At 68.3% G+C, this 24006-nt stretch carries 27 protein-coding genes; 12 read left to right on the top strand and 15 right to left on the bottom strand.

All coding sequences use genetic code 11. The annotated features are described in order from the left end of the window. The 3 genes from R2707_00275 to R2707_00265 are packed head-to-tail and all read left to right on the top strand — an operon-like array spanning position 1 to position 2624. A complete protein-coding gene (locus tag R2707_00275; protein ID MEZ5243502.1) occupies positions 1 to 1215 on the top strand; it encodes a CoA transferase in 1215 nt (404 codons plus the stop codon). Between the two features lie 45 nt (positions 1216 to 1260). Next, entirely contained in the window at positions 1261 to 1845 is a 585-nt protein-coding gene (locus R2707_00270; protein MEZ5243501.1) for a hypothetical protein, read from the top strand. Continuing rightward, positions 1842 to 2624 carry a PaaI family thioesterase gene (locus R2707_00265; protein MEZ5243500.1) on the top strand — a complete coding sequence of 261 codons (783 nt, stop codon included), beginning with the start codon at positions 1842 to 1844 and terminating at the stop codon, positions 2622 to 2624. The genes R2707_00270 and R2707_00265 overlap by 4 nt, the downstream gene beginning before the upstream one ends. Before the next feature lie 7 nt (positions 2625 to 2631). Here R2707_00265 and R2707_00260 read toward each other — a convergent pair whose 3' ends face one another. Beyond that, complete coding sequence (locus tag R2707_00260) at positions 2632 to 4158, bottom strand: bifunctional diguanylate cyclase/phosphodiesterase (GenBank protein MEZ5243499.1); 1527 nt, start codon at positions 4156 to 4158, stop codon at positions 2632 to 2634. 181 nt (positions 4159 to 4339) lie between these two features. Here R2707_00260 and R2707_00255 point away from each other — a divergent pair, with 181 nt between their 5' ends. Then, a complete protein-coding gene (locus R2707_00255; GenBank protein MEZ5243498.1) occupies positions 4340 to 5098 on the top strand; it encodes an SDR family NAD(P)-dependent oxidoreductase in 759 nt (252 codons plus the stop codon). A 9-nt stretch (positions 5099 to 5107) separates the two neighbouring features. On the opposite strand, the gene R2707_00250 is transcribed toward R2707_00255, so the two are convergent. Then, positions 5108 to 5320, bottom strand: coding sequence for a hypothetical protein (locus R2707_00250; GenBank protein MEZ5243497.1), 213 nt, complete (start codon positions 5318 to 5320; stop codon positions 5108 to 5110). Positions 5321 to 5390: 70 nt separating this feature from the next. On the opposite strand from R2707_00250, the gene R2707_00245 reads away from it, so the two are divergent. Continuing rightward, positions 5391 to 6269, top strand: a complete 879-nt coding sequence (locus tag R2707_00245; protein ID MEZ5243496.1) for a glutaminyl-peptide cyclotransferase — start codon at positions 5391 to 5393, stop codon at positions 6267 to 6269. 31 nt (positions 6270 to 6300) lie between these two features. After that, entirely contained in the window at positions 6301 to 6876 is a 576-nt protein-coding gene (locus R2707_00240; protein ID MEZ5243495.1) for a ribonuclease H-like domain-containing protein, read from the top strand. On the opposite strand, the gene R2707_00235 is transcribed toward R2707_00240, so the two are convergent. The 4 genes from R2707_00235 to R2707_00220 form a co-directional block, all read right to left on the bottom strand. Next, positions 6855 to 7859, bottom strand: a complete 1005-nt coding sequence (locus R2707_00235; GenBank protein MEZ5243494.1) for a hypothetical protein — start codon at positions 7857 to 7859, stop codon at positions 6855 to 6857. The genes R2707_00240 and R2707_00235 overlap by 22 nt on opposite strands. Then, positions 7852 to 8187: a hypothetical protein gene (locus tag R2707_00230; protein ID MEZ5243493.1), complete on the bottom strand. Its 336-nt coding sequence runs from the start codon at positions 8185 to 8187 to the stop codon at positions 7852 to 7854. Before R2707_00230 ends, R2707_00235 begins: the two co-directional genes overlap by 8 nt. Beyond that, the gene (locus R2707_00225) at positions 8187 to 9686 is read right to left on the bottom strand and encodes a site-specific DNA-methyltransferase (GenBank protein ID MEZ5243492.1); all 1500 of its coding nucleotides are present in this window, start codon (positions 9684 to 9686) and stop codon (positions 8187 to 8189) included. Before R2707_00225 ends, R2707_00230 begins: the two co-directional genes overlap by 1 nt. A 73-nt stretch (positions 9687 to 9759) precedes the next feature. Next, positions 9760 to 10824, bottom strand: coding sequence for a hypothetical protein (locus R2707_00220; protein ID MEZ5243491.1), 1065 nt, complete (start codon positions 10822 to 10824; stop codon positions 9760 to 9762). A gap of 117 nt (positions 10825 to 10941) precedes the next feature. Between R2707_00220 and R2707_00215 the strand changes: the two genes are divergently transcribed. Further along, positions 10942 to 11421, top strand: a complete 480-nt coding sequence (locus R2707_00215; protein ID MEZ5243490.1) for a CarD family transcriptional regulator — start codon at positions 10942 to 10944, stop codon at positions 11419 to 11421. Here the strand turns inward: R2707_00215 and R2707_00210 are convergent. The 4 genes from R2707_00210 to R2707_00195 are packed head-to-tail and all read right to left on the bottom strand — an operon-like array spanning position 11407 to position 14526. Next, positions 11407 to 11835: an SRPBCC family protein gene (locus R2707_00210; protein ID MEZ5243489.1), complete on the bottom strand. Its 429-nt coding sequence runs from the start codon at positions 11833 to 11835 to the stop codon at positions 11407 to 11409. The genes R2707_00215 and R2707_00210 overlap by 15 nt on opposite strands. Positions 11836 to 11881: 46 nt before the next feature. Beyond that, a complete protein-coding gene (locus R2707_00205) occupies positions 11882 to 12385 on the bottom strand; it encodes a hypothetical protein (protein ID MEZ5243488.1) in 504 nt (167 codons plus the stop codon). A 5-nt stretch (positions 12386 to 12390) separates the two neighbouring features. Further along, entirely contained in the window at positions 12391 to 13356 is a 966-nt protein-coding gene (locus R2707_00200; protein ID MEZ5243487.1) for an LLM class flavin-dependent oxidoreductase, read from the bottom strand. A gap of 3 nt (positions 13357 to 13359) precedes the next feature. Continuing rightward, positions 13360 to 14526 carry an acetyl-CoA C-acetyltransferase gene (locus tag R2707_00195; protein MEZ5243486.1) on the bottom strand — a complete coding sequence of 389 codons (1167 nt, stop codon included), beginning with the start codon at positions 14524 to 14526 and terminating at the stop codon, positions 13360 to 13362. 95 nt (positions 14527 to 14621) lie between these two features. Here R2707_00195 and R2707_00190 point away from each other — a divergent pair, with 95 nt between their 5' ends. The 3 genes from R2707_00190 to R2707_00180 all read left to right on the top strand — a co-directional run bounded on the left by R2707_00190 (position 14622) and on the right by R2707_00180 (position 18944). Next, entirely contained in the window at positions 14622 to 17597 is a 2976-nt protein-coding gene (locus R2707_00190; protein ID MEZ5243485.1) for an MMPL family transporter, read from the top strand. Between the two features lie 79 nt (positions 17598 to 17676). Next, a complete protein-coding gene (locus R2707_00185) occupies positions 17677 to 18330 on the top strand; it encodes a TetR/AcrR family transcriptional regulator (GenBank protein ID MEZ5243484.1) in 654 nt (217 codons plus the stop codon). Continuing rightward, positions 18327 to 18944: a helix-turn-helix domain-containing protein gene (locus R2707_00180; GenBank protein MEZ5243483.1), complete on the top strand. Its 618-nt coding sequence runs from the start codon at positions 18327 to 18329 to the stop codon at positions 18942 to 18944. The genes R2707_00185 and R2707_00180 overlap by 4 nt, the downstream gene beginning before the upstream one ends. 15 nt (positions 18945 to 18959) lie before the next feature. Here R2707_00180 and R2707_00175 read toward each other — a convergent pair whose 3' ends face one another. Beyond that, positions 18960 to 19802 carry a class I SAM-dependent methyltransferase gene (locus tag R2707_00175; GenBank protein MEZ5243482.1) on the bottom strand — a complete coding sequence of 281 codons (843 nt, stop codon included), beginning with the start codon at positions 19800 to 19802 and terminating at the stop codon, positions 18960 to 18962. Positions 19803 to 19921: 119 nt separating this feature from the next. Between R2707_00175 and R2707_00170 the strand changes: the two genes are divergently transcribed. After that, on the top strand, positions 19922 to 21145 hold the full coding sequence (locus R2707_00170; protein ID MEZ5243481.1) for an acyl-CoA dehydrogenase family protein: 1224 nt from the start codon (positions 19922 to 19924) through the stop codon (positions 21143 to 21145). Between the two features lie 6 nt (positions 21146 to 21151). Here the strand turns inward: R2707_00170 and R2707_00165 are convergent, their stop codons facing one another. Continuing rightward, complete coding sequence (locus tag R2707_00165; GenBank protein ID MEZ5243480.1) at positions 21152 to 21565, bottom strand: ArsI/CadI family heavy metal resistance metalloenzyme; 414 nt, start codon at positions 21563 to 21565, stop codon at positions 21152 to 21154. 90 nt (positions 21566 to 21655) lie between these two features. Here R2707_00165 and R2707_00160 point away from each other — a divergent pair, with 90 nt between their 5' ends. Continuing rightward, positions 21656 to 21997: a metalloregulator ArsR/SmtB family transcription factor gene (locus R2707_00160; GenBank protein ID MEZ5243479.1), complete on the top strand. Its 342-nt coding sequence runs from the start codon at positions 21656 to 21658 to the stop codon at positions 21995 to 21997. Between the two features lie 8 nt (positions 21998 to 22005). On the opposite strand, the gene R2707_00155 is transcribed toward R2707_00160, so the two are convergent. The 3 genes from R2707_00155 to R2707_00145 all read right to left on the bottom strand — a co-directional run bounded on the left by R2707_00155 (position 22006) and on the right by R2707_00145 (position 23956). After that, complete coding sequence (locus tag R2707_00155) at positions 22006 to 22413, bottom strand: HNH endonuclease signature motif containing protein (GenBank protein ID MEZ5243478.1); 408 nt, start codon at positions 22411 to 22413, stop codon at positions 22006 to 22008. Positions 22414 to 22703: 290 nt separating this feature from the next. Beyond that, a complete protein-coding gene (locus tag R2707_00150; GenBank protein ID MEZ5243477.1) occupies positions 22704 to 23639 on the bottom strand; it encodes an SRPBCC domain-containing protein in 936 nt (311 codons plus the stop codon). Further along, entirely contained in the window at positions 23636 to 23956 is a 321-nt protein-coding gene (locus R2707_00145) for a metalloregulator ArsR/SmtB family transcription factor (protein ID MEZ5243476.1), read from the bottom strand. Before R2707_00145 ends, R2707_00150 begins: the two co-directional genes overlap by 4 nt. Between the last annotated feature and the right edge of the window lie 50 nt (positions 23957 to 24006).

Below are 24006 nucleotides of genomic sequence, written 5' to 3'. Positions count from 1 at the left end.
ATGGCCGGTCCGCTCGAAGGAGTGAAGGTCGTCGAACTGGGTGTGTGGGTCGCCGGGCCCGCGGCCGGAGGGATCCTCGCCGACTGGGGCGCCGACGTCATCAAGATCGAACCGCTCGCCGGCGACCCCGCCCGCACGTTCCAGCGCATGCTCGGATCCGACATGCCGACGAATCCCGTGTTCGAGATGGACAACCGTTCGAAGAAGTCGATCGCCCTCGACCTCTCGACCGACGAAGGACTCGAGATCGCGCGGACGCTGATCGCCGACGCCGACGTCTTCGTCACCAATGTGCGACTCGCGGGCCTCGACCGGCTCGGACTCGACCCCGACACACTGACCGCCGCCCACCCGCGCCTGATCTACGCGGCCATCACCGGCTTCGGGCTCGACGGACCCGACAAGGACAAGGCCGCCTACGACATCGCCGCGTTCTGGGCCCGGTCGGGCATCGCCCACATGCTCACCCCCGAAGGAAGCAATCCGCCGTTCCAACGCGGCGGCATGGGCGACCACAACGCGGGCCTCGCCGGCGCCGCGATGATCAGCGCGGCGCTCTACAACCGCGAGAAGACGGGCGCCGGCCAACTCGTGTCGACATCGCTGTTTCGCGAGGGCGTGTTCACGCTGAGCTTCGATCTGTCGGTCACCGTCGGCTGGGGTCTGACCCTCGGCGTCGGCAACCGCGAGACGATGCACAACCCGTCGACCAACAACTACGTCACGGGCGACGGCAAACGCTTCTGGGTCGTCGGCCTCGAAGCCGATCGCCATTGGCCCCCCATGGCGCGAGTGGCCGGGCATCCCGAGTGGATCGACGATCCCCGCTACGCGACCGCCATGGACCGCGCCGTCAACGGCCAGGCCCTCATCGCCGAACTCGACACGATCTTCGTGACCAGGACACTCGCCGAGTGGATCGAGGTGTTCGACACCGAGCCGGAATTCTTCTGGGCGCCGGTGAACTCGCCCGACGACCTGCTCGCCGACCCCCAGTTCCACGCCTCCGGTGCACTCATCGAGGTCCCCGACGGGGCGACGACGACCTCGATGATCGCCACACCGTGCGACTTCCACGGGACCCCGTGGGCTGCGCGAAGCCTCGCGCCGAAGCTCGGCGAACACACGCTCGAGATCCTCGCCTCGATCGGTCGGGCGGGCGAGGCCGACACGCTCGCCGCCGCGGGCGCGATCGGCATCCACCAACCCGATTAGCCGATCGCGGTCCGGGAACGCCTCGCGGCCGCCACAATGGCTTGCGTGAGGTGGACAGAGATCCGGGGAGTCGTCGCCGTCGCCGTCGCGATCGCGGCGATCGCGTTCGCATGGACGACGATCGAGAGCCACGGCACGACCGACAGCGCGTCGACGGTCACCACGACGACGACAACCACGACCACCACCGTCGCCCCGACCACGACCCGCAGCCAGGACGAGAACAACCTGCTGGTCTGCGAACGGGCCCGCAGCTTCGTCGACGAGGTGGCCGAAGTCCCCGCCGAGGCCGGCCCGGGACCGGTCGCCGTCCTCGCGTTGAGCTTCTGGGAGGACGTCTACGCCCTCACCACCGGCGGCGCACGCGCCGAGGTCGTCGCCGTCGTGAGCTACTACCAGGACTACATCGAGACGGCTGGGCCCTTCGACTACGACACCTCGCGCATCATCGTCGAAGGCGACAAGGAGAAGCTCCAACAGCTCATCACCCGCCCCGCGCCCGGCTTCGAAGGCTCGCGGGGCTTCATCGCGTTCGGCTGCGGCGTCGAGGTCCCCGCACCGCCCCGGATGGACGCCGACGACTTCGACGACCTCGAAGACCGACTCCTCGACGACGAAGACGACACATGACCTACCCACCCGACGTCCACCTGCTCCGCGATCTCGCCTTCACCGGAACCCGGTCCGGCGACATCTCGACCAACACCCTCGCCGTGACCCCCGGCCTCTGCGACGAGCACGGCGTCCGACTGGGCGTCCTCGCCACGATGCTCGACGTGAGCGGGGCGGGGATCGCCCTGCACGCCATCGCCCCCGACTGGATCGCCACCGCTGATCTCCAAGCGCACCTCATCCGTCCGGTGTCCACCGGCACCGTTGCGGTGCAGTGTCGGCCCCTCCGCGTGGGCGCCCGCAGCATCGTCGTCCACGCCGAGATGCGCGACGATGACGGCGTCCTCTGCGGGACCGGCCGAATGGCATTCGCCCGAATCCCCGGATCGGCGACGAAGGCCAAGGTCGAAGACGTCACCGACCCCGAAACGCCTCGGTTCTCGATGGACGGCGGACACCCCATCACCGATTCCGTGACCGAACGCTGCGGCATGGAACCCGTCGGCCCGGGCCAGCTCCGCTTCGACAAGACGCCCTACGTCGAGAACAGCTTCGGCACCGTCAACGGCGGCGTGCTCGCCCTCGCCGCCGACGCCGCGGCGGTCTCCGCCTGCGGAAGCGGAAGCGCACGCGACCTCCACATCCACTACCTCGAACAGATCGGCGCCGGGCCCGTCGGCGTCACCGCCGAAGTCATCCGCGACGACGAATCCGGCTACCTCTGTGCCGTCCGCATCGAAGACCGAGCCGACCACCGACTCGTCGCCATCGCCGACGTGTTCGTCAGCAAGAACTAGGGGCGGGTCAGCGCAGCAGCGCTTCCATGTTCCCCGTGCGTTCGAACTCGGCGGCGGGGAGCGGCTGCTGGAAGAGGAAGCCCTGCATGAGGTCGATCCCGAGATCGACGACCATCGTCCGTTGCTCGGCCGTCTCCACACCCTCGGCGATGACGTCGATGGCCAATGCCCTCGCCATGGAGACCGTCGCTTCCACCACGGCCCGGGCGACATTGTCCTTGCCCAAACCGGCGATGATCGTCCGATCGATCTTCACGGCGCGGACCAGATCGAGGTCACGGATCCGGGAGAACGAACCATGGGTGATGCCGAAGTCGTCGATGACGATCCGACAGCCCAGCTCGGCGACACGATGCAGGACCCGACTCGAATCGTCGATCCGGCGCAGGAGCAACTCCTCTCCGATCTCGAGGTCGAGCTGGTCGGGCGCCACCCCGGCCCAGGCCAGGACCTCGGCGACCCGATCGGCGAAGCCCGGGTCGACGAGCTGCCGTTCGGCGATGTTCACGCCGACCCGCGCCCTGTGGCGAGGGCCGTACAGGTGGTTCCACACCGACGTCTGGGCGACCGCCTCGCGCATCACCACCTCGCCGAGACGGGCGAGCAGCCCCGCCTCCTCGGCCACCTCGAGGAAACGATCCGGCCCGAGCGTCCCGTGGACCGGATGCTGCCACCGCACCAGGCCCTCGACCCCCACCGTGCTTCCCGACGAGTGCGACACGATCGGCTGGTAGTACACCTGGAACTGGCCGTCGGCCAGGGCCGGAACCAACGCCTGCTGCACCTCGCGCCGATCCAGGACCTCCCGACGTTGACGATCGTCGAACACCTCGACACCGAGCCGAAGCCGCTTGGCCCGATACATCGCCTGGTCGGCATTGGCGAGCAGGTCGTCAGGTCCGCCGGGGTTCAGGCGCGAGCCGACCGCGATGCCGACACTCGGCGTCATCAGGATCGTTCCCTCCGCGATCGCGATCGGTGTCTCGAACGCCCGCAGCACGTTCTCGGCGACCTCACGCACTGCCGACTCGCGCTCGAGCCCGAGCGTCACCACCACGAACTCGTCGCCACCGAAGCGGGCAACGAGGTCCTCACTGCGAACCGACGCCCGGAGCCGCTCACCGAAGGACCGCAGGAGGTCGTCACCGGCCTCGTGGCCCATGCTGTCGTTGATCGCCTTGAACCCGTCGAGGTCGAGGAACAACACGCCGACGACCCGGTCGTGGCGATACGCGCTGCGCAGCGCGATGTCGAGTCGTGCCCGCAGCTCGTCACGGGCGAGCAATCCGGTCAGTTCGTCGTGCGATGCCCGATGCTCCATCTCGCGCAGACGGGCATGCGTCTGTCCGCTCGACATCCGCTGCAGCGCGGTGGTCGCCGCCATCACGACGGTGACCGCGACACCGGTGACGAGCGTCACGCTGCCGCCGGTGAGCGCGAAGTCCCGGCGATGCCCGATCGAGAGGCTCAGCCCGACGGTGAGCGCGATTCCGAGCGCGCCGGGAAGCAGAGCCGAGAGTGCAAACTGATGCACGAGCGAGCGCCTGGCGCCCCGACGGTCGAGTGATCCCACACGTTCGGTATCGGTCCACCGACGACCCCGAGTGAAGCCGGTTGACCAAGGTCGGGCCGATCGACCCATGATCCAGGCCGAAAACGGATACAACGACCCAACCGGTTCGCCCTTCAGCCCTTCGACCTGCCAGATTGCAGCCATGCTTTCTGCGCAGGGACGGTTCGACGGCAAGGTGGCGGTGGTCACGGGAGCGGGTTCGGGAATCGGACGAGCGACCGCGTTGCGACTCGGCCAGGAGGGCGCGTCGGTCGTCGCCGCCGACATCAGCGACGGGGTGCACGACGTCGCCGCCGAGATCGTGGCGGCGGACGGTACGGCGATCGCGGTCCAGGCCGACGTCAGCAGGCGCGACGGCGCGGAGGCGCCCATCGACACGGCGCTGACGACGTTCGGATCACTCGACGTGTTGTGCAATGTCGCCGGCGTGCTGGCCGCGTCCCACTCCGATCAGACGACCGACGACGAATGGGAACGCGTCATCGCGGTCAACCTGACGGGGGTCTTCTACACGACCCGCCACGCCCTTCCGGCGCTCATCGAATCGAAGGGTTCGATCGTCATGGCCGCGTCGACGTCGGCGCTGTCGGGCCATCCGTGGATGACCGCCTACAGCGCATCGAAAGGCGGCGTACTCGCGATGACCCGCACCCTGGCCATGGAGTACGCCCGTCGCGGCGTGCGCGTCAACGCCGTCGCTCCCGGCGGTATCACGACGCCGATGGTCGGCGGACTGCAACTGCCCGACGACATCGACTTCTCCCTGTTCGATCGGATCTCCCCGCTCGACGAGTTCCGCGGACCGGAGACGGTCGCCGCCGCGATCCTCTTCCTCGCTGCTCCCGAGGCCGCCCACATCAACGGCGAGGTGCTCCGCGTCGACGGCGGCACCCTCGCGTAGGTCGCTCCTTCAGGACGAGCGGCGCAGCGCCTCGAAACCGAGGACGAACAGCAGCGGGATCGCCGGCAAGGCGATGAGCGCGACGATGCCGTAGACCAGACCGAAGCTGAACCCGACGCCGACCACGACGAACGCCGCCAACGCACCGATCGCCGCGGCAACGCGCAGCGAACGGAGCGATCCAGGGGGTGATGGCGCTTCGAGCGATTCGTTCACCTCCATCCATCGACCCGGACGGACGAGACTTCAGCGCCGCCACCCTTCGTGGTCGGTCACCTGCGAACATGGTCCGATGCGTGCGGCCGTCCTCTTCGTGATCGGGCTGGCCGTCACGGCGTCGGCCTGTGGCGACGACATCCCGATTGCCGAGGACACACCCACGACTGCGACCGCCGAGCCGACTGCCGGCGCCCCGCCCACCCCGCCTTCGGACTCCCGATCGCCGTGGCCGACCGAGCTCGATTCGACGCACCAGCGGTGGACGATCCGCGTCGTCGAGCGACTCCCCCACGATCCGACCGCCTTCACCCAGGGCCTGGAGCTCCTCGACCGCGGTCTCCTGGAGAGCACCGGCCGCCGCGGCGAATCGTCGCTTCGTCTGGTCGACCCCGACGCGGGCACGGTCATCGAACAGGTCGCGCTCGACCCTGCCCTGTTCGGGGAGGGTCTGACCGTTTCGGGTGACGAGATCATCCAGCTGACCTGGGAAGCCGGACGGGCCCTGCGCTACGACACGGCATCGCTCGAACCGACCGGCGAGTTCACCTACGACGGCGAGGGATGGGGGATCTGCGCCGCCGATGCCGGGCTCTGGATGTCGAACGGCACGGCCCAACTCACACGGCGGGACCCGGACACGTTCGCATCGCTCGAAACCGTCACCGTCCGACAAGACGGCACACCGGTCGACGACCTCAACGAGCTCGAGTGCATCGGCGATCATGTCGTCGCCAACGTCTGGAAGTCCGACGAGATCCTGGTGATCGAACCCGGTACGGGAGCGGTCGTGGCAACCATCGACGCGAGCGCGCTCGCGGCGGAGGTAGAGCCCGACGACGATCAGGCCGTGCTCAACGGCATCGCCGACCTCGACGACGGCACCCTCCTGCTCGGTGGCAAGCTGTGGCCGACCCTGTTCGTCGTCGAGGTCGTCGATACAACCGACGGCTGAGCGTGTCACAGCCGAACCGTAAGGTGACCTCATCGGACCTCCCACGCCCCTCACCTACGGCCTCGACATCGAGACCGACACCACGGTCGACGGCCTCGACCCGTCGGTCGCCGCCGTCGTCGCCATCGCGCTGAGCGGCGATGGGATCGAGATCGTGCTCGACGGACCCGAGCCGACGATCATCACCGAACTCGATCGGGCTCTCGCCGAGCTTCCCGCCGGCGTTCTCGTCACCTGGAACGGCGGCGGCTTCGATCTGCCCTTCCTGCACCACCGGGCCGACCTGCTCGGTCTGCGGCTCGGTCTCGAGCTGCAACCCGGCCTGGCCGGTTCCCACCGCGCCCGCTGGCACCATCACCGCCATCTCGACGGCTACCAACTCTTCCGCGCCGACGTGGGCGCGTCGCTGCACTTCTCGTGCGGGCTCAAGCCGTTGGCCCGCATGGTGGGCCTGCCGGTGATCGAGGTCGACCGCGAGCGGATCCACGAGCTGTCCGTCGAGGAGCAACGCGCCTATGTCGCGAGCGATGCCCGCCTCGCTCGCGCCCTCGTCGCCCGCCGCGCCCACTGGGAGGCGGGGATCGATCAGGTGTCGAGCGGCACGTAACCGGCGACGTCGTGATGCGGCGTATCGAGATAGATCTTCGCTTCGGGCACTCCGGCGAACTTGCCGTGGCTCCACCGCACCTCGACATGTCCCTCGATCACGCGGTCGCCGGCCACCCGATCGGCGAGATCGGCCCGCCATCGCACGGTCGGCTGACCGGCGTGCTCACCCCACATGTCGAAGCTGCGCAGATCGAAGCGATTGCGGAAATCCCACGGCGTTGCGACGCGATAGCGCAGCGGTTCGTCGTCGAGCCCGGCACCGAGCACGAAGTAGGGCGCGGCCTGCAGTCGCAGGAGCCGCCACAGGAACTCCTCACGCTCTCGGCGCCCCGGGGCGACCGCAAGGAGTCGGGCTGCGCTGGCCCGGGCGATCTCGAAGGCGACCAGCTGCCAGTCGGTGCGCAACGCGGCCGGCCAGTGACCCTTCAGCGCTCCCTTGAGCCGTTGACGATGATCCGGGCCGAGCTCGGCGACCCGTTCGGGGAGCGACGGGTCGCCGACATGGGTCCGCACCTCGGCATAGAAGTCCTGGAACGACTCGGGAGCAACCGATGCGAACCAGTCGCCGGACTGTTTCGAGCGCTCGCTCAGCGCCCGGTCGAAGACGTGCCACGGCGATGCGTTGTGGAGGATGTTGGACCCGTACTTGCAGCTGACGAGATAGACGTGGTCGACGCGCAGATCGGCCGGGATCTGTTCGTAGGCCGGTGGCCGGTGCGGCCCCTTCCACTCGACCTGCCAGGGCGGCCGCCCACGAAGCCCGTCGTCGGCTCGTGCGAACACGGCGCCGTTGTCGTAGGCCGTGCGAAAAGCCCGGTCGTGGTCGCCGCTGGCGAAGGCACGGTCGAGACGGTCGTAGACGCCGTCGTCGACATTGAGGATGAAGCGAGGCCGTGCGGCCAGCGCACGGTCGATGTCGCGGAAACCGAAGAGGCCCAGACCGGTGACGATCTCGGTGATCTCGGTGCGGGTGTCAGCCATCGAGGGTGGAGCCGCCTTCGGCGAAGAGCCGGGTGAACTGGAGTTGCGCGCCGATCATGTCGGCCGGCAGGTCGTCGTCGGAATAGACACTCTTGCCGTCGTAGACGTCGATCCCCGTCCCGGTGCCCCGTATCCACGCCACCGTCGCGTCGCCCCAACGCTCCTCGAGCAATGCCTCCCGGATCCCGTCGGCCGCCGGACCGAGCAGGGCCGGGTCGGTCCGGGCCACCACCTCGAGGGCGAGCACCCGATGCAGGAGCTCGATGTCGTCGGCGAGAAAGATCGAGGGAGGTTCGGTGTGCACGACCGCGTAGGCGACCGACGACATCAGATCTTCTCGATGTCGCTCTCGGTCCAGTAGCCGGGGATCGGCAGGACCGCACCACCCTCGGCGTAGGCCCGCAGGCGAGCGACACCCGCCTTGTCGAACATCTCGACCGCATCGAAGACCTGGTCGGGACCGACGGCGCGCAGCGCCTTGTCGCCCTCACTGTTGGCCTTCGGCAGGTTCGAGGTGAGCACGAGCACACGGCTCGGATCCTGCGGTTCGTCGGTGGCCCGCAGCACGTGGATCCGCCCGAGCGTCTTCCACAGGGTGTCGGTGCGCATCAGACCGGGACGCACCGTGGTGAAGGCGCCCGACACGTCGACATAGAACTGCCCACCCTCGGCATCGGCCACGAGAAAGTTGAACTGCACCCCGACCTTCGGCACCTTCACCGGCGTCTTCACGATCTCGAAGCCCGCCTCGGTGAGCACCCGCTCGGCGATGTCGGCCGCCTTCTTGCCTTCGCTGGTGGCCCGGGCCTGGAAGAACTCCTGACGGTCGGCATCGTCGTCGGGGAGTTCGAACAGCGGATCCTCGGCCTCGACCTCGACGGTGCGCAGATGCGGACGGGTCCGCTCGGCCTCGACTCGCTCCGCAGCGATCTCGCAGTACTCGGGATCGAGATCGAAGCCGAACCCCCGCCGCCCGGTGCGCTCGGCCGCCACCAGGGTCGAGCCCGAGCCCAGGAACGGATCGAGGACGGCGTCGCCCTCGTAGGTGTAGAGGTCGATCAGCCGCCGAGGCAGCTCGACCGGGAACGGCGCCGGGTGACGCACCCGCTTGGCCGACTCGGGACTGATCTTCCAGACGTCGAGCGTCGCCTCCATGAAGTCGTCGGCCGACATCGTGCTGCGCCGGTCCTTCGACTGGGCCCGGTCGAATCGGCCCTTGCTCGCCACGATCACCCGTTCGGTGAGATCTCGCAGCACCGGGTTGGTCGCCTTGCGATAGGAACCCCACGCCACCGAGCCGGTGGCACCTTCGGCCTTCTGCCAGATGATCTCGCCCCGCAGCAGCAGACCGAGGTCGTCCTGCAGGATCGAGATCACATCGGCGCTCAGGCTGCGATACGGCTTGCGACCCAGGTTGGCGACGTTGACGGCGATGCGGCCGCCCGGCTCCAGCACCTCGACGCACGAGGCGAACACGTCGCGCAACATCTGCAGATAGTCGAAGTACGAGGTGGGCACGGTCGGCACGGAGCCACGCGTGTCGGGATCACCGGTCACCGCGAGCTCGTACTCCTTGCCCACGAAGTACGGGGGCGAGGTGGCGACGAGGGCGACACTGTTCGCAGGCAGCACCGACGCGATCTCGCGGCTGTCGCGATTGTGGATCGCCGCCAGGGACGCCGGGATCGGATTGACCGTGTCGTCGGTGCTGATCTCGGGCGGCGTGAACCGCTCGTAGAACGACGAGGAGTCGTGACTCTCCCGCTTGCCGACGCCGAAGGCCGTGGTGGCCGTCGACTTGCGTGTTGCTGCTGCTTGCTCCGACACCGACTGTCTCCCGAACTTCCCGAGTGATCCTACGGGGCACCCTAGGAACGGGGTGTGACACTCGGTTCGGGACTCAGGGGGCGAACAGCTCGGCGAGACGAACCCGCACGGCCGGTTCGAGCGTGTTCCAGTCGTAGATCGACCCACCGATCGACGCGGTGTCGGCCAACGCCGCCACGAACCGCTCGATCTCGTCGACGGTCGCCAACGGCTCCGGTGGGTCCGGCGGGTCGTCGACGCCATCGATCCCGCCGATCCCGCCGATCCCGTGGACCAACGCCTCGGGGTCGCCCACGTTGGCCCGCAGCCGACGCACCGACTCCTCGTGATACGCGTACCCGTCGCCGTAACCCGAGGCGTCGGAGCGGAACGACCAGTAGCTCATCGGCAACCACACGTCGTAGACCTCGGCGATCTCGGACCACGGAAAGCCGGGCCAGAACGAGGTGTTGATCACCTCGGTCTGCACCGGCGGCGGCACGATCGCCCCGAGCGGATCGTCGCCCACCCGCGCGCCGATGTCGGCGGTGAGCGCGGCGAGACGATCCGACCGGGTCTCGTCGTCGATCGGATCGCCGTCGCGGTCGGGACCGATCCACTCGATGTCGACGGCCACGCCGTCGAGTCGGTGGCCGAGAACCTCGAAGTCCGACATCGCGGCGAGCCGGTCGAGGTCCTCGTCGCTGTCCTCGAACCGGGGTAGGTACCAGCCGACGACGTCGATCTCCGAGCGATGGGCGGCGAGCACCATGTCGGCGAGCAGCCACGGATCGACCAGCCCTTCGGGCGTGCGGTCGTCGAGGCGCGCCGCCTGCAGGTAGAGCGTGCCGACCCCGAGATCCGCCATGTCGGCGACATCGGCGGACGTCACCGTCGGTGGGTTGTAGGCCGGATCGAAGTCGAACACGTCGACCCAGGTGCCATAGCCGCGATACGGATCGACGGAACGCTCGGGTGCTGCGTCGACCACGAGCGTGGCGGTCACCGTGGTCATCACCGCCGGGGCGACGGCGACGACGATGGGCTCGGGATCCTCGACGAAGCTGTTGGCCACGTAGACGCCGCCGCCGCCCACGAACGCCGCGATCATCAGCCACGCCCCGAGCCACAGCAGCCGCACCTGCGTCGTTCGGGTCATGGCGGTAGATCGTAGGGGAAAGGTGACCGCTGCCGCGTTTGCGAACCCGCCGCCACCTGGCATCCTGTGGGGAGGCGATTCGTCGATCTTCTCCCGACTCTTCGGTAAGGACTCCCTTTGAGCTACAAGCCTGGTGACCGCGTCGTGTATCCCCATCACGGGGCCGCGGTGATCGAGAGGAAGGAAAAGCGCACCGCCTTCGGCGAGGAGAAGGAATATCTCGTCCTGCGCATGGCCCACGGCGAGATGACCCTGGCGGTGCCGGTCGACATGGCCGAGGAGGTCGGCATGCGCTGGCCGATCAGCACCGAAGACGTCGAAGACCTCTTCGAGGTGCTCGCCAAGCGAGATGTGCGTGAGCCGGCCAACTGGTCGCGCCGCTTTAAGAACCACCAGGAGAAGCTGAAGTCGGGCGACGTCTACCAGGTCGCCGAGGTGGTCCGGAACCTCGCCCTGCGCGACCAGGCCAAGGGCCTGTCGGCCGGCGAGAAGTCGCTCTACACGAAGGCCCGCAACGTGCTGGTCTCCGAGCTCGCCTTCGCCCTCGATGTCGAGGAAGACGACGCGATGGCAAAGGTCGATTCAGCCCTCGTCTAGGGGCCCCACCCGATCGAGCTGCTTCTTCAGCTCGCTCGCGATGTTGTCACCGATCCCGGCGAACGCCACCTGCAGGCCACGGTCGAGCAGTCGTGCCGCACCCTTCATGGACACGTCGAGGTCGAGCGTCACGCTCGATCCGCCGTCGCGTTCGACGATCTCGATGACGTCGCGCCCCTTCACCTTGCCGCCGATCTCGAAGACGATCCGCGACGGCTCGACCAACTCGTCGACCGTGTACGTCGCCTCGATCGCCTTGCCGTAGAACCCGACCGTCACGTCGAAGTGGTCACGAGCGGCCACCACCGAACGGACCGACGGGTCCCATTCGGCCCGGTTCAGGGGATCGGCGAGGTAGGTGAACGCGGCCTCGGGCGACGCGTCGACATTGATCGTGGCGGTGTAGGAGGCCATGGGAAATGCTTGCCCGGTCCATCTGGCCGGGCAAGGGTCGAACGGCTCAGTTCGTGCCCGAGGGATGCCGCATGCGGAACCCGGCGATGGCAGCGAAGAACCAGATCGTGCAGAAGCACAGCACGGGACCCCACAACTCCCACGAGAACGAATTCTGCAGTTCGTGGCCGATCCCCCGGCCCAACGCGGGCGCAACGAGCAATGTGGTCAGGAACTGCCGCCGGGCCGAGTAACGGGCAAGCCGGAGTTGCTCGGCGACGAAGTCGATCGTCGCGGGAATGCACGGCAACCAGATGAACCAGAGGTCGAGCGACGCCGGCCACAGCGACCATCCCGCCAGAGTGAGCGCCGCGAACAACGCGGCCACCGGGTACAGGGTCAGGCAGCGTCGGCAGTAGCGAGTGCCACCCACCAGCACACAACGGTCGTACTGATCGGGGTGATGGTGCGTGCGCCACATCGCCTTGCGACCGGCCTCCGCCGTCGCGCGTTCGTTGATCTCCGCGACCTTCGCGGCGAAGCGCTCGTCGGGATCGAGGGCGTGAGCCATACGACCTATGTCGGCTGCTGAGACCTCGAGCTGAGGAGTCGATCTCGCAGCGTGTCGAGGAACTCGCCGCCGTGGAGGGCGAGCTGTTCGTCGACCTGCGCCGGAGTGAGTCCCTTCACGTGGATGCGCACGTTGACGGTGTCGCAGTTCGCCGCGTCGAGGAAGTCGGCGAGGCGTTCGGCGGCTTCGGCCGGCGTGGGCGCGGCGATGAGCTGGTCGCCGTCCCAGTTCTTCATGGCCGACTCGGGGGCGTAGCTGCGATAGTGCGCCATCTGGGCTGCCATCTCGTCGTTGGGCGGGTCGCCGATCCACACGCGACGGATCGCGATGCGCGCGCCCGTGCCGCCGGCTTCGAGGAATGCGTCGCTGAGCCGGGCGGTGACCTCGGCCGTCTGGAGACTGTCGTAGAGGATGCCGACACCGAGACGGGCGGCGCGGCGCACCGCCCCCGGGCTCTGCGCGGCGACGACCATCGGCATCGGCGCCGTTGCGGTCCGGGCGATGGCCCGGTCGGCCGCGAGGGGCGTGTCGTCCTCTCCGCGCAGCGCGGCGATGGTCTTCGGAAGCGACGCCTTGAACCGTTCGACGATCTCGTCGAAGGGCACTTCTGCGAGCTCGAAGTCGACCGGCAGTGCGCCGGCGGCGAAGCCGGCGCCGACCCGGCCGGGGTACGCGGCGTCGAGCCAGGCGAGGTCTTCGGCCACCAGGGCGTAGGGCTTCATCGGCAACAGCAGCGGGCACGGTGCGGCCCACCCCGTCGCCATGGAGTCGAGCAGGAAGCCGGCCAGCTGCACCGGGTTGGGCAGATAGCCGGGGAAGTCGGCGTGGTGTTCGCTGACCATCACCCCGTCGTACCCCACCTCGGCGCCGCGGGCGGCCTGGGCGCGAATGAGCGAGAGCTGCTCGACCGCGTCGACGTCGTGCGGATACAGGCGCAGCGAGACGCTGCCGTTCGCCAGCGGGGTAGCCATGCGCTACAGCCGCTCGATGATGGTGACGTTGGCCTGGCCGCCGCCTTCACACATCGTCTGGAATCCGTAGCGACCGCCGGTGCGCTCGAGCTCGTGGAGCAGCGTCGTCATCAGCTTGGCCCCGGTCGCTCCCAGGGGGTGCCCGAGGGCGATGGCGCCGCCGTTGACGTTGACCTTCTCGTGGGGGATGTCGTGCTCCTTCATCCACGCGAGCGGCACGGGGGCGAACGCCTCGTTGCATTCGAAGAGGTCGATGTCGTCGATGCGCATGCCGCTCTTCTCGAGTGCGTAGGCCGTGGCCGGGATCGGCCCGGTGAGCATGAAGATCGGGTCGTCGCCGCGCACGCTCATGTGGTGGATGCGGGCCCGCGGCGTCAGGTCGTGATCCTTCAGCGCCTGCTCGGACGCGATCAGCAGGGCAGAGGACGCGTCGCAGATCTGGCTGGCGCACGCCGCGGTCAGGCGGCCACCCTCGACGAGCGGTGCGAGCTGCTGCATCTTCTCGAGCGAGCCGCCCCGACGGGGGGTCTCGTCCATCGCGAGACCGGCGAGTGGCGCGATCTCGCGATCGAATCGGCCCTCGTCGATCGCTCGAATCGCCCGTTCGTGGCTCTCGAACGCGAAGCGCTCGCATTCGTCGCGGCTGATGTTCCACTTCTCGGCGATCATCTCCGCGCCGCGGAACTGCGAGACCTCCTGCGAGCCGTAGCGCTCGACCCAGCCGGGCGAGCCCGAGAACGGGTCGTCGAAGCCCAGGTCGGCGGCGAGGGTCATCGCCGACGAGATGGGGATCTGTGACATCTGCTGGGTGCCACCGGCGACGACGAGGTCCTGCACGCCGGCCATCACCCCCATGGCGGCGAAGCTGATCGCCTGCTGCCCCGAACCGCATTGGCGGTCGACCGTGGTGCCGGGGATCGCCTCGGGCAACCCGGCGACCAGCCATGCCGTGCGGGCGATGTCGCCGGCCTGGCCACCGACCGAGTCGACGTTGCCGAACACCACGTCTTCGACGGCGTTCGGGTCGACGCCGGTGCGTTCCATCAGCGCCGTGATCGACGCAGCGGCCAGATCCGCAGGGTGGAGGTGCGACAGAGCACCACCGCGCTTGCCGGTCGGGGTCCGCACTGCATCGACGATGTAGGCGGTGGAAGGAGTGGCGTCAGTCATGTCTCCATCCTGCCGCAGCAAGGCACAGGCGACACATCCGTGCAAGCATTGGGGTGTCGGGCCGGATCGCGGCCCGGAGCCTTTGGGGGGTATCGATGGAACGGTTCTGGCGAACGATCGCGGTCGGGCTGGGCAAGTACTGGTGGGCGGTGGGCCTGGTGGTCCTCGCGATCACCGGTGTGCTCGCCATCGGCGCGACGAGGATCGAGTTCGCCACGGGCCAGGACAGCTACCTCAACACCGACAGTCAGGCCTCGATCGACAACGTCGAGTTCCAGAACACGTTCGGCGGCGAGGCCGTGATCCTGCTCTTCTCGTCGGAGGGCGAGGCGACCATCGACGACCTCATGAGCGACGCCAACCGGGCCGAGCTCACACGTCTCGAAGCCGCGCTGCGAGCCGTCCCCGAGGTCCATGCCGTGGTCACACCGCTCGTGTCGATGGAGTTCTCGTCGGCGATCCTCGACGAGAGCGTCGCGACCCAGGCGCTCGCCCGAGCCACCGGCGTCGACGACGACGAGGAGTCGGCGGCTCGCCGCAGCATCGACACGTCGGTGTCCCTCGCCCGACTCAGCGCCGCCCGACCGGCCGACCTCGCCAACCCGAACTGGATCGAACTCCTGCTCTGGGACAACACCGGCTACGAGGTGGACGGTGGCGCGATCACGACGACACCTTCGTTCGAGGACCGTCGGATCCGCCGATCGCTCGAGAGCACCTACCCCGACAAGTACACCGCCGTGGGCGGCGTGATCCTCGAAGGCAACGCCGACCTCGACACGCTCTCCTCGGGCACCGAGGCGATCCTCGAGATCATGGCGTCGGCCGACCTCGAGGGGTTCGAGGTCACCACCACCGGTTCTCCGGTCTTCCTGAAGGACATCAACGACTATCTCCAGGGCGGCATGCTGACGCTCGGCGCCGCCGCGGTCGCGATCATGGCGCTCGTCCTCGCCGTCACCTTCCGGGTTCGCTGGCGTCTCCTCCCCCTCCTCGCCGTGCTGATCGCCGTCGCGTGGACCTTCTCGCTGCTCGGCCTGATCGGGATCGATCTCTCGCTCGTCACCATCTCCGGCCTCCCGATCCTCATCGGGCTCGGCGTCGACTTCGCGATCCAGGTCCACAACCGGGTCGAGGAGGAGGTCGTCCTCGCCCGGGCCAGCAATCCCATACAGGAGACCTTGGCCAACCTCGGCCCACCCCTGGTGGCCGCCACGTTCGCGGCCGTCGCCGCGTTCCTCGTGATGCGGATCTCGCTCGTCCCGATGATCCGCGACTTCGGCGTGATGCTCGCGATCGGCATCGTGATCATCCTGATCGTCGGCATCCTCGTCCCGACCGCGGTGCTCGGCATCCGGGAGTACCGGGCCCGCACCGAGTCGCTGGCCGAGCTGTCGCCGGTCGAGCGGGGCATCGTCGCGCTGGGCGGATTGCCCCAGAAGTTCGTGATCCCGTTGATCATCGCGTCGGTCGGCCTGCTCCTGGCCGGCATCGCCCTCGAGGACCAGTTCGAGATCGAGAGCGACCCGGTGCGGTGGGTGAACCAGGACACCGACACGGTCCGCGACATCCGTCGGCTCGAGAACGAGACCGGGTTCGAGAGCACCCTCGGTGTCCTGATCGAGGCCAACAACGTCCGCGACCAGGCCGTCATCGACCTCGTGTGGGACTTCATCGAAGCCAACGAGGACGGCACTGTGATCCGCAACAGCTCGAGCATGGTCTCGACGCTGTCGAAGATCATCAACTACGACGACAGCGTCAACCCGGTTCCCCCGCGGGCCGAGGACGTGGTCGCCCTGATCGACGTGATGCCGGACGACATCCGTCGGGTGCTGATCAACGACGAGGGCACCGCCGCCCAGCTCAACCTCCGGCTCGGACCGGCGCCGCTGGCCGACGACGCCATCCTGGTCGCCGCGCTCAACGAAGACCTCGCCGCCCGTATCGACGCGCTCGACCTTCCCGCCGACTCGATCCTCCGGACCGACCTCGACTCGGGCCAGCAGCCGGTTCGGGCGGTGCCGGCCGGTCTCGCCGTCGTCGGCGTCGGCCTGCTCGAGAATCTCTCGGCCAACCGGGCGATCCTCACGTATCTCGCGCTCGCCACCGCCGGCTTGTGGATCCTGCTCCGGTTCCGCAGCGCGGCTCGAGCGCTCCTCGCGATGGTGCCCGTGCTCCTCGCGGTCGGGGCGGCTTCGGTGATCGTCGCCGTCCTGGGTCTCACCCTGAGTCCTTTGACGACGGTCAGCGGCCCACTGGTCATCGCGTCGTGCACCGAGTTCAGCATCCTGATCCTCGGGCGCTATCTCGAGGAGCGACAGCGTGGGCTCACGCCGAAGGAGGCGACCGACCGGGCGTCGGCACGCACCGGCCGGGCATTCTTCACCTCGGCCCTCACCACGATCGGCGGCTTCGGGGTGCTCGTGTTCTCGGCGTTGCCGCTGCTGTCCGACTTCGGCATGATCGTCACGCTCAACGTCGCCGTCGCCCTCCTGTCCGCCCTCGTCGTGATGCCGCCGTTGCTCGTCTGGGCCGACAACAAGAACTGGCTCGGGATCGACCAGACCGCACAGGCCGACGAGTACGCCGTGGTGCTGGCCGATCGTCCGCGCCCCGGATTGCTCGTGGCAGGTGCCGCGGTGTTGGCCATCGGTGTCGCCCTGTTCCTCAGCGCCGACTCCGAGGAGGGCAACGCGGCGGAGATCGAGTATTCGGCGGTCGCACTCCCGACGACGACCACCACGACGACCACGATCGACCCCACCGTCGAACCGCCGCCGCAGGAGGAGATCGACGTCACCCAGTTCGGTACCGACCGGCCGGGAGGCTTCATCGACGGCGCACTCTTCGACCTGCTCACCAATCCCGATGTCGGGGTCGACCCGCAGTCGGCGGTGTGTGCGGCGACGGTGCTGCTCGAACGTTTCACCGAGGATCAGCTGCTCAACGAGTTCCAGGTGCTCACGTTCACCGACGAGGCGGTGGTGCCCGTGGTCGCCGCCGCTCAGGACTGCGGTATCGACGACGCATCCATCGATACGGCCCTGACTATCGCCAGGGGCGGCTGATACCTCACTCTGTGTGGTAATCCATGGAAGTCCACCCTCCAGCGTGATCAGCGCACCACTATGGGCACCCATGGGCGGGATGACGACATCCATAGGGGAAACGGCTCGCGGTGATCGCGAGCAACGCCGCCGCGACGTTCTCGTCGCGGCGGCGTCGGTGCTCGAAGAGCGAGGCTGGGACGACTTCTCGATCCGCGAGATCGCCGCGCGTGCGGGGGTGAGCGGGGGTGCCGTCTACCAGTGGTTCTCGGGCAAGGGCGAGATCTGGGCGCAACTGCAAACGGCCCGATTCACGGCCGACACTGCCACCGTCGAGAGCTGGCCGGCCGACCTCGGCCCCAGTGAGACCGTGCACCGCCTCGTCATGCTCATCGCGAAGAACCATGTCGATCTCGGTCGCCACCGCTTCGAGTTCGTTCGTGGCCTGAAGGGGCGGGCGCCGGCCTACGCCGACGACCTGACCAACGCGCATGCCCGCCTGAGCGCGTCGATCGCCGATCGACTCCTCTCGATCTACGGCGACGGCCACCCGCCCGAGAACCACGCGGCCCGGGTGTCGTGGTTGTGGGCCGTCGGCAAGGGCGTCGGCGACCACATGGTCGACTCGCGTTTCGAGGCGATGGGCGTCGACCGCACCGACTTCCTCGACACCACCGCCGAGTGCCTGCTCGCCGGCCTCCGCGCCCCGTCGCCGGCCACGGTTCGCAGCCTGGTCGATCGAGAGCGCCGATGACCGACGGCGACAACGGGCCGACCAGTCGGGGGGATCGCGACGGGCGCCGACGAGACGTCCTCGCCGCGGCGACCGAGATCATCGAACAGGTCGGCTGGGACGGCTTCTCGATCCGGGCGATCGCCTCGAGGGCCGGGGTCAGCTCCGGCGCCGTCTACCAGTGGTTCTCCGGCAAGGACGAGATCTTCGGCGAACTCCTCCACCGCGAGATCTGTGCCGGCCTCGACATGATCGAAGCCGTCCCTGATGACATCGACCTCTCGGCGACCGTGCGCATGATGCTGGACTGGGTCGTCGGCCTCTACGCGAAGCTGGGGCGCTACGAGCTGGAGTTCGTCGAGGCGAGCAGCGGCCGCAGTGGCCGCGAGATCGCTCCGGTCATGACGGCGGCCTACCTCGATCTCGGCAACCGGGCCGACGCGCTCCTCGGTCGGGCCGCCGCCCGCGACGGCGTCGAGCTCGTGGACGACGACGAACGGATCACCTGGTTCTGGGCCGCCTGCGTCGGCGTCGCCGAACGACTCATCGTGATCGCCTCACACTTCGAGGGCGATCGACGTGAGGGCTTCCTCGCCATGTCGACGGAACGACTCACGAAGAGCCTGCTCGTCTAGCGTCCACGACCCGGCTCACCCGGGTTTGCGCCCGATCGACGCGATCGATGCCGGGCTGAGCATCACGAAGCCGGGCTCACGGACCTGGGCGAGCGCCGCAGCGCCATCCTCTTCGGCGACCATTCCTGCCGCCACCAGATGCGGGATCGCCCGTTCGAGGGCGAGGAACCACCATTCGCCGCTGGGCTCGTGGGGGCGCATCGCCCAGACATCGCCGATCACGTCGAGATCGACGAGCCCGTTGGCTCGCATGCGGTCGAGGATCTGGAGACCGAAGTTCGGGTCGCGCCATTCCTCCTGCCCACCGGCCGAGATGATCTGGTGGATGGTCCGATAGGGCTCGGCGAGTCCCTGTTCACCGAAGCCGAGGAACTGGCCGTCCTCCAGCACCAGCCATCCGCCGGGCTTCAACGCGTCGATCAGCTTGGGGATCACCGCTTCGCGGCTCGGCACGTGTTGCAGCACGGCCCGAGCGTGGATGAGGTCGAAGTGTTCGGCCGGCAGCGCGTCGGTCGCGATGTCGTGGGTTCGCACCATCACGTTGTCCGGCATGTCGCCGTGGAACTGGAGGTCGATGTCGGTCGACATGACGCGGCCCTCTTGCCCCACCCGGTCGGCGAGCCATGCGCTCACCGTGCCCGCCCCGGCACCGAGCTCCAACGCGTGCATCCCCGCCGAGACCCCGATCCGTTCGAGCACGGAGAAGGTCTTCGGGTCGCGGGCCGCGGCGAGCATCCCCAGCCGGACCCGCTCGATGTCGACCTCACTGTCGTTCGTTCCGTAGCGCTCCTGGCTCATCGCGGTGCTCTCCCCCCGGCGGGCGTGGTCCTCCGCCATCCACTTGTCGAGGTCGCGCACGCGGGAGAGCCTCGTTGAAGCCGTCGGTGTCGCTGCGTCCCTTCGTCGGGTTCCACGCACCGGACAGTAGGCGTCAGCCCGTTTGGCGTCGATCGGGCAGGGGCGGGAGACTCGCCCCGATGAGCGCCACCGACGAGATCAGCGAGCCTGCCGACCACGCCGCCTACCGGGCCCTGGTCAGGGCCTGGTACGACGAGCATGCGACGCCGAAGTCCCCCGACGACCCCTGGGCGACGACCGTGCACGCCGACCCGGCCGAGGCCGCCGCCCATTTCGAGGGCTCACGGGCGTGGCTGGGCAAGCTGTTCGCCGCCGGCTACTCCGGGATTGCGTGGCCGGCCGAATACGGAGGCGGTGGCGGCGAGTCGTGGATGACCCGCATCGAGCGGGAGATCGCGGCCGACTACGAGGAGTTCACCGGCTTTCCCGGCGCGACGATCGCCATGCTCGGCCCGACGCTGCTGCGCCACGGCACCGAGGAGCAGAAGAAGGAGTACATCCCGAAGCTGCTCTCGGCCGAGCTGACGTTCTGCCAGCTCTTCAGCGAGCCCGGCGCCGGCTCCGACCTCGCGTCGCTCGGCACCAAGGCGGTGCTCGACGGCGACGAGTTCGTCGTCAACGGCCAGAAGGTGTGGAACAGCTCGGCCCAGTACACCGACTGGGGTTTCCTGCTCGTGCGCACCGACCCCGACGCACCCAAGCACAAGGGCATCACCTTCCTGCTCGTCGACATGTCGACGCCTGGCATCGAGGTCCGCCCCCTCGTACAGATCAACCGGTCGGCCCATTTCAACGAGGTGTTCCTCAAGGACGTGCGCATTCCCGTCGCCAATGTGGTCGGCGAGATCAACGAGGGATGGGGGCCCGCCCGCACCGTCCTCTCCAACGAGTCGGCCTTCATCGCCGGAAACCGGATCCCCACCGGCGCGAAGCTCCTCGACCTCGCCCGCATGTGCGACTGCGCCGACGATCCGGTCATCCGCCAGGGTCTCACCACCTACATCTCACGCGAGCGCATCGCCGGCTGGATGGGCGAGCAGGTCCAGAGTGCGATCCGCCGTGGGGAGATGCCGCCGATGGATCCAGGCCTGCTCAAGCTCATGGCCTCCGACAACAAGCGGCTCGCCGGCGACCTGGCCATGCAGATCCTCGGCCCCGCCGGCCAAGCCGACGATCGTCCCGAGATCCACTGGGCCCAGATGGAACTGATGGGTCGCTACGGGATCTCCATCGGCGGCGGCACCGACCAGGTTCTCAAGAACAACATCGGCGAGCGGTCACTCCAGTTGCCCCGCGAGCCCGGCTACGACAAGAACCAGGCCTGGCGCGACATCCCGAAGTAGCCCTGCTCACCCACAGCAGGGACGGCCGCCGGCGGTCACGACCGTGTTCTCCAGCTGATCGGCTTCGCCGGTCTTCACGTACCACTCCCAACGGGTGTCGTCGGGGCCGGTGACCCAGGTCTCGGTCTTCTCGGCGAAGCAGCAGACGGTGTCGTCCACACCGGTGGTCTCGAGGCCATCGCCCGACAGACGGGCTTCGGCCGCGCTGACCTCGGCGGCCGTCTCCACCTCGACACCGAGATGGTTGATGGTGCCGCCGCCGGCGGCGTTCTCGAACAGCACGAGCTTGAGCGGCGGCTGCTCGATGGCGAAGTTGGCGTAGCCGGGCTTCACCTTGGCGGGCTCGGTCGCGAACATCTTCGAGTAGAAGTCGATCGCTTCGTCGAGGTTGCTGACGTCGATGGCGAGTTGCAGGCGCATTGGTGTCTCCTGAGTTCATTTCGATGATGGTCGATATGTCGACCTGTCGCAACCTTGCCGAACGTATCGATATCTGTCAATGTGTTTTTCATGCGCATCTCGCTTTCCGCTCCCTGCTGCACTCCCCTCCAGACCTCGCCGCTCACCGAGGCCGATGCCGAGGAGCTCGCCGGGATGCTCAAGGCGCTCGCCGATCCGGTGCGTCTGCGCCTGCTCAGCTTCATCGCCGCCACCGAGAACGGCGAGGCCTGCGCCTGCGACCTCACCGAGCCCACCGGGCGCTCACAGGCCACGGTGAGCCATCATCTCTCGCAGCTGACACAGGCCGGCATTCTCGAGCGTGAGCAGCGCGGCAAGTGGGCCTGGTTCACGCTCGACCGTGATCGGCTCAACGGTATCTGCGCGGCCGTCTGCGCGACGTCGATCGACTGATCCGGCGATCATTCGATCTCGGTGCCGTCGGGCCAGTACACGTGCCACTCGCCGGTCGGGTCTCGCCAGAAGGCGAACCCCTTCTGTTTGTGCCGATTGTGCCGTCCGCAGAAGGGTCCCCCGTTGCCGGGGTCGGTTCTTCCGCCCTGGGCGTGGTCGGTGGTGTGGTCGATCTCGCACTGGCTCGTCGGCACGGAGCATCCGGGCCATGGGCAGTGGCGCTCGCTCAGCTTCACCGCCAGGCGGGCGCCGCCGGTGAAGCAGCGGGCCCGGCCGAGGTCGATCACCACGCCGCCGGCATCTGCGATGTAGCGCGTGTAGATCTCGTCGATCGATGCTCCCTGCATCGCCGCGAACGAGCCGGCCAGTTGCCAACCCAGGTCGAGCAGGTCGAACTGAATCGATTCCCAACTCACCGGCCTCCAGCGCGTCCCACACCTCGGGCAACGCGACGCTCATCCGGGAACCGCGCTCGCGGCTCGCGGCACCTGCGGGCGACAGCCGCGCGACATGGCGGGTCTTCGCCTTGGCCGACGCAAAGCTGTCGGCCGTGTGCACGCCGACGCCTCACGGGCCGAACCCACCGACACCGGCGCGGCAAGCAGCGCATCGAGTGCTTCCTCCAGCTGGCCCAGGTCGTCGCTATCGAACATGCGTTCGACTCTCGCGAAGGGGTGTGACACGCAGGTCGGGCCGGGTCGCCGGCTCAGGTGCGCAGGTTCCGCAGTTGCTCCACGTGGGCGGGAAGGTGGTGACCCGCTTGCACATCAACCGCGACGACACCCCATGGCCGAGGCTCGTCGAGGACGACCGAACCGGCGTGCACCAGATGACAGTGAACCGACGTGGCCCGCTGGTCGGCCGACAACCGGGCGATCGCCGCCAGAAGCTGGCGGGAGGATTGGCGGACCCGGCCGAGCATCACGTCGGGCGTGCCGCAGGATTCGATCCACCGACCGAGCGCGGCCGGCTCGTGACACGCAAGGTTGTCGAACCGGAGCTCACCACCGTGCACGAGCGCCTGGCAGACGCCGAGCATGGCGCCATCGTTGAGCGCCACATGGGCGACGACCTGCTCGGCGTTCCACTCCCCCTCTGGTGGTGGGCCGAAGCCGCCGGCCAGGAACTCGGTGAAGAACGCCTCGTACGCCGCCGCGAGTCCCGCCAGGTCGGCGGCTTCGACATGAGCGGTTGCCCCGTCGGCGAAGTGGTCGAGCACGTAGCCCCATGCGTTGGGACCGACGTAGCCGCGGCGGAGGTGGGCGGCGTCGACTCCGAACGAGTCCCAGCCGCTGTGCTCGATGATCACCCGGGTGGCATCGCCGTCGGCGACGAAAGAGACCTCGACCGTCGAGGCCTCGTCGGCTCCACGGCCCGGGTGCCAGGCGATCGTCAACAGGTGGGGCGGATCCCATCGAGCCACCTCACCCCAGACGACCTCGGATCCGTCCTGGGAGATCTCGATGAGGCGACCGTCCCTGAACACCACCCCTCCCGACTTGGCGCCGAAGATTCCGTGGGTGGGGCTCGGCCACCACGCGCCGATCTCGTCGGTGAAGATCCGGAACGCATCGGCGGGCGCAACCGACACGGTGGCGGACCGCACGACGGGCGGCGGAGAAGGCGGGTTGTGGGTACTCATGTCGGTCGGGTCTCCTTGGTGGTGTCGACGTGGCGGGCGAATGCCGTCAGGGCGTCGTCCCAGAACGAGTCGACCCACGCCCGCACCGAGGAGAGCCCGTCGGGGTCGATGCGATACAGCCGCCGCGTGCCGTCGGGCCGCACCGAGACGAGGCCGACCTCGCGCAACACCCTGAGGTGCTGGGAGACGGCCGATTGCGTCACTGTGGTGGCGTCTGTGAGTTCCCGCACCGACTGCTCCCCGCCCCGCAGCAACTCGAGCACTCGACGGCGGGTGGGGTCGTGCAGCACGTCGAGGGGGTGCGCAGCATCAGCCATGACTAATGATTAGCTGCTACTAATGGATACGTCAACCCGACCGCGACCGA

The sequence above is a fragment of the Acidimicrobiales bacterium genome (assembly GCA_041394245.1).
GTDB lineage: Bacteria > Actinomycetota > Acidimicrobiia > Acidimicrobiales > Aldehydirespiratoraceae > JAJRXC01.
The sequence above is the reverse complement of the archived record's forward strand: the minus strand, read 5'-3'. Positions and strand labels throughout refer to the sequence as shown.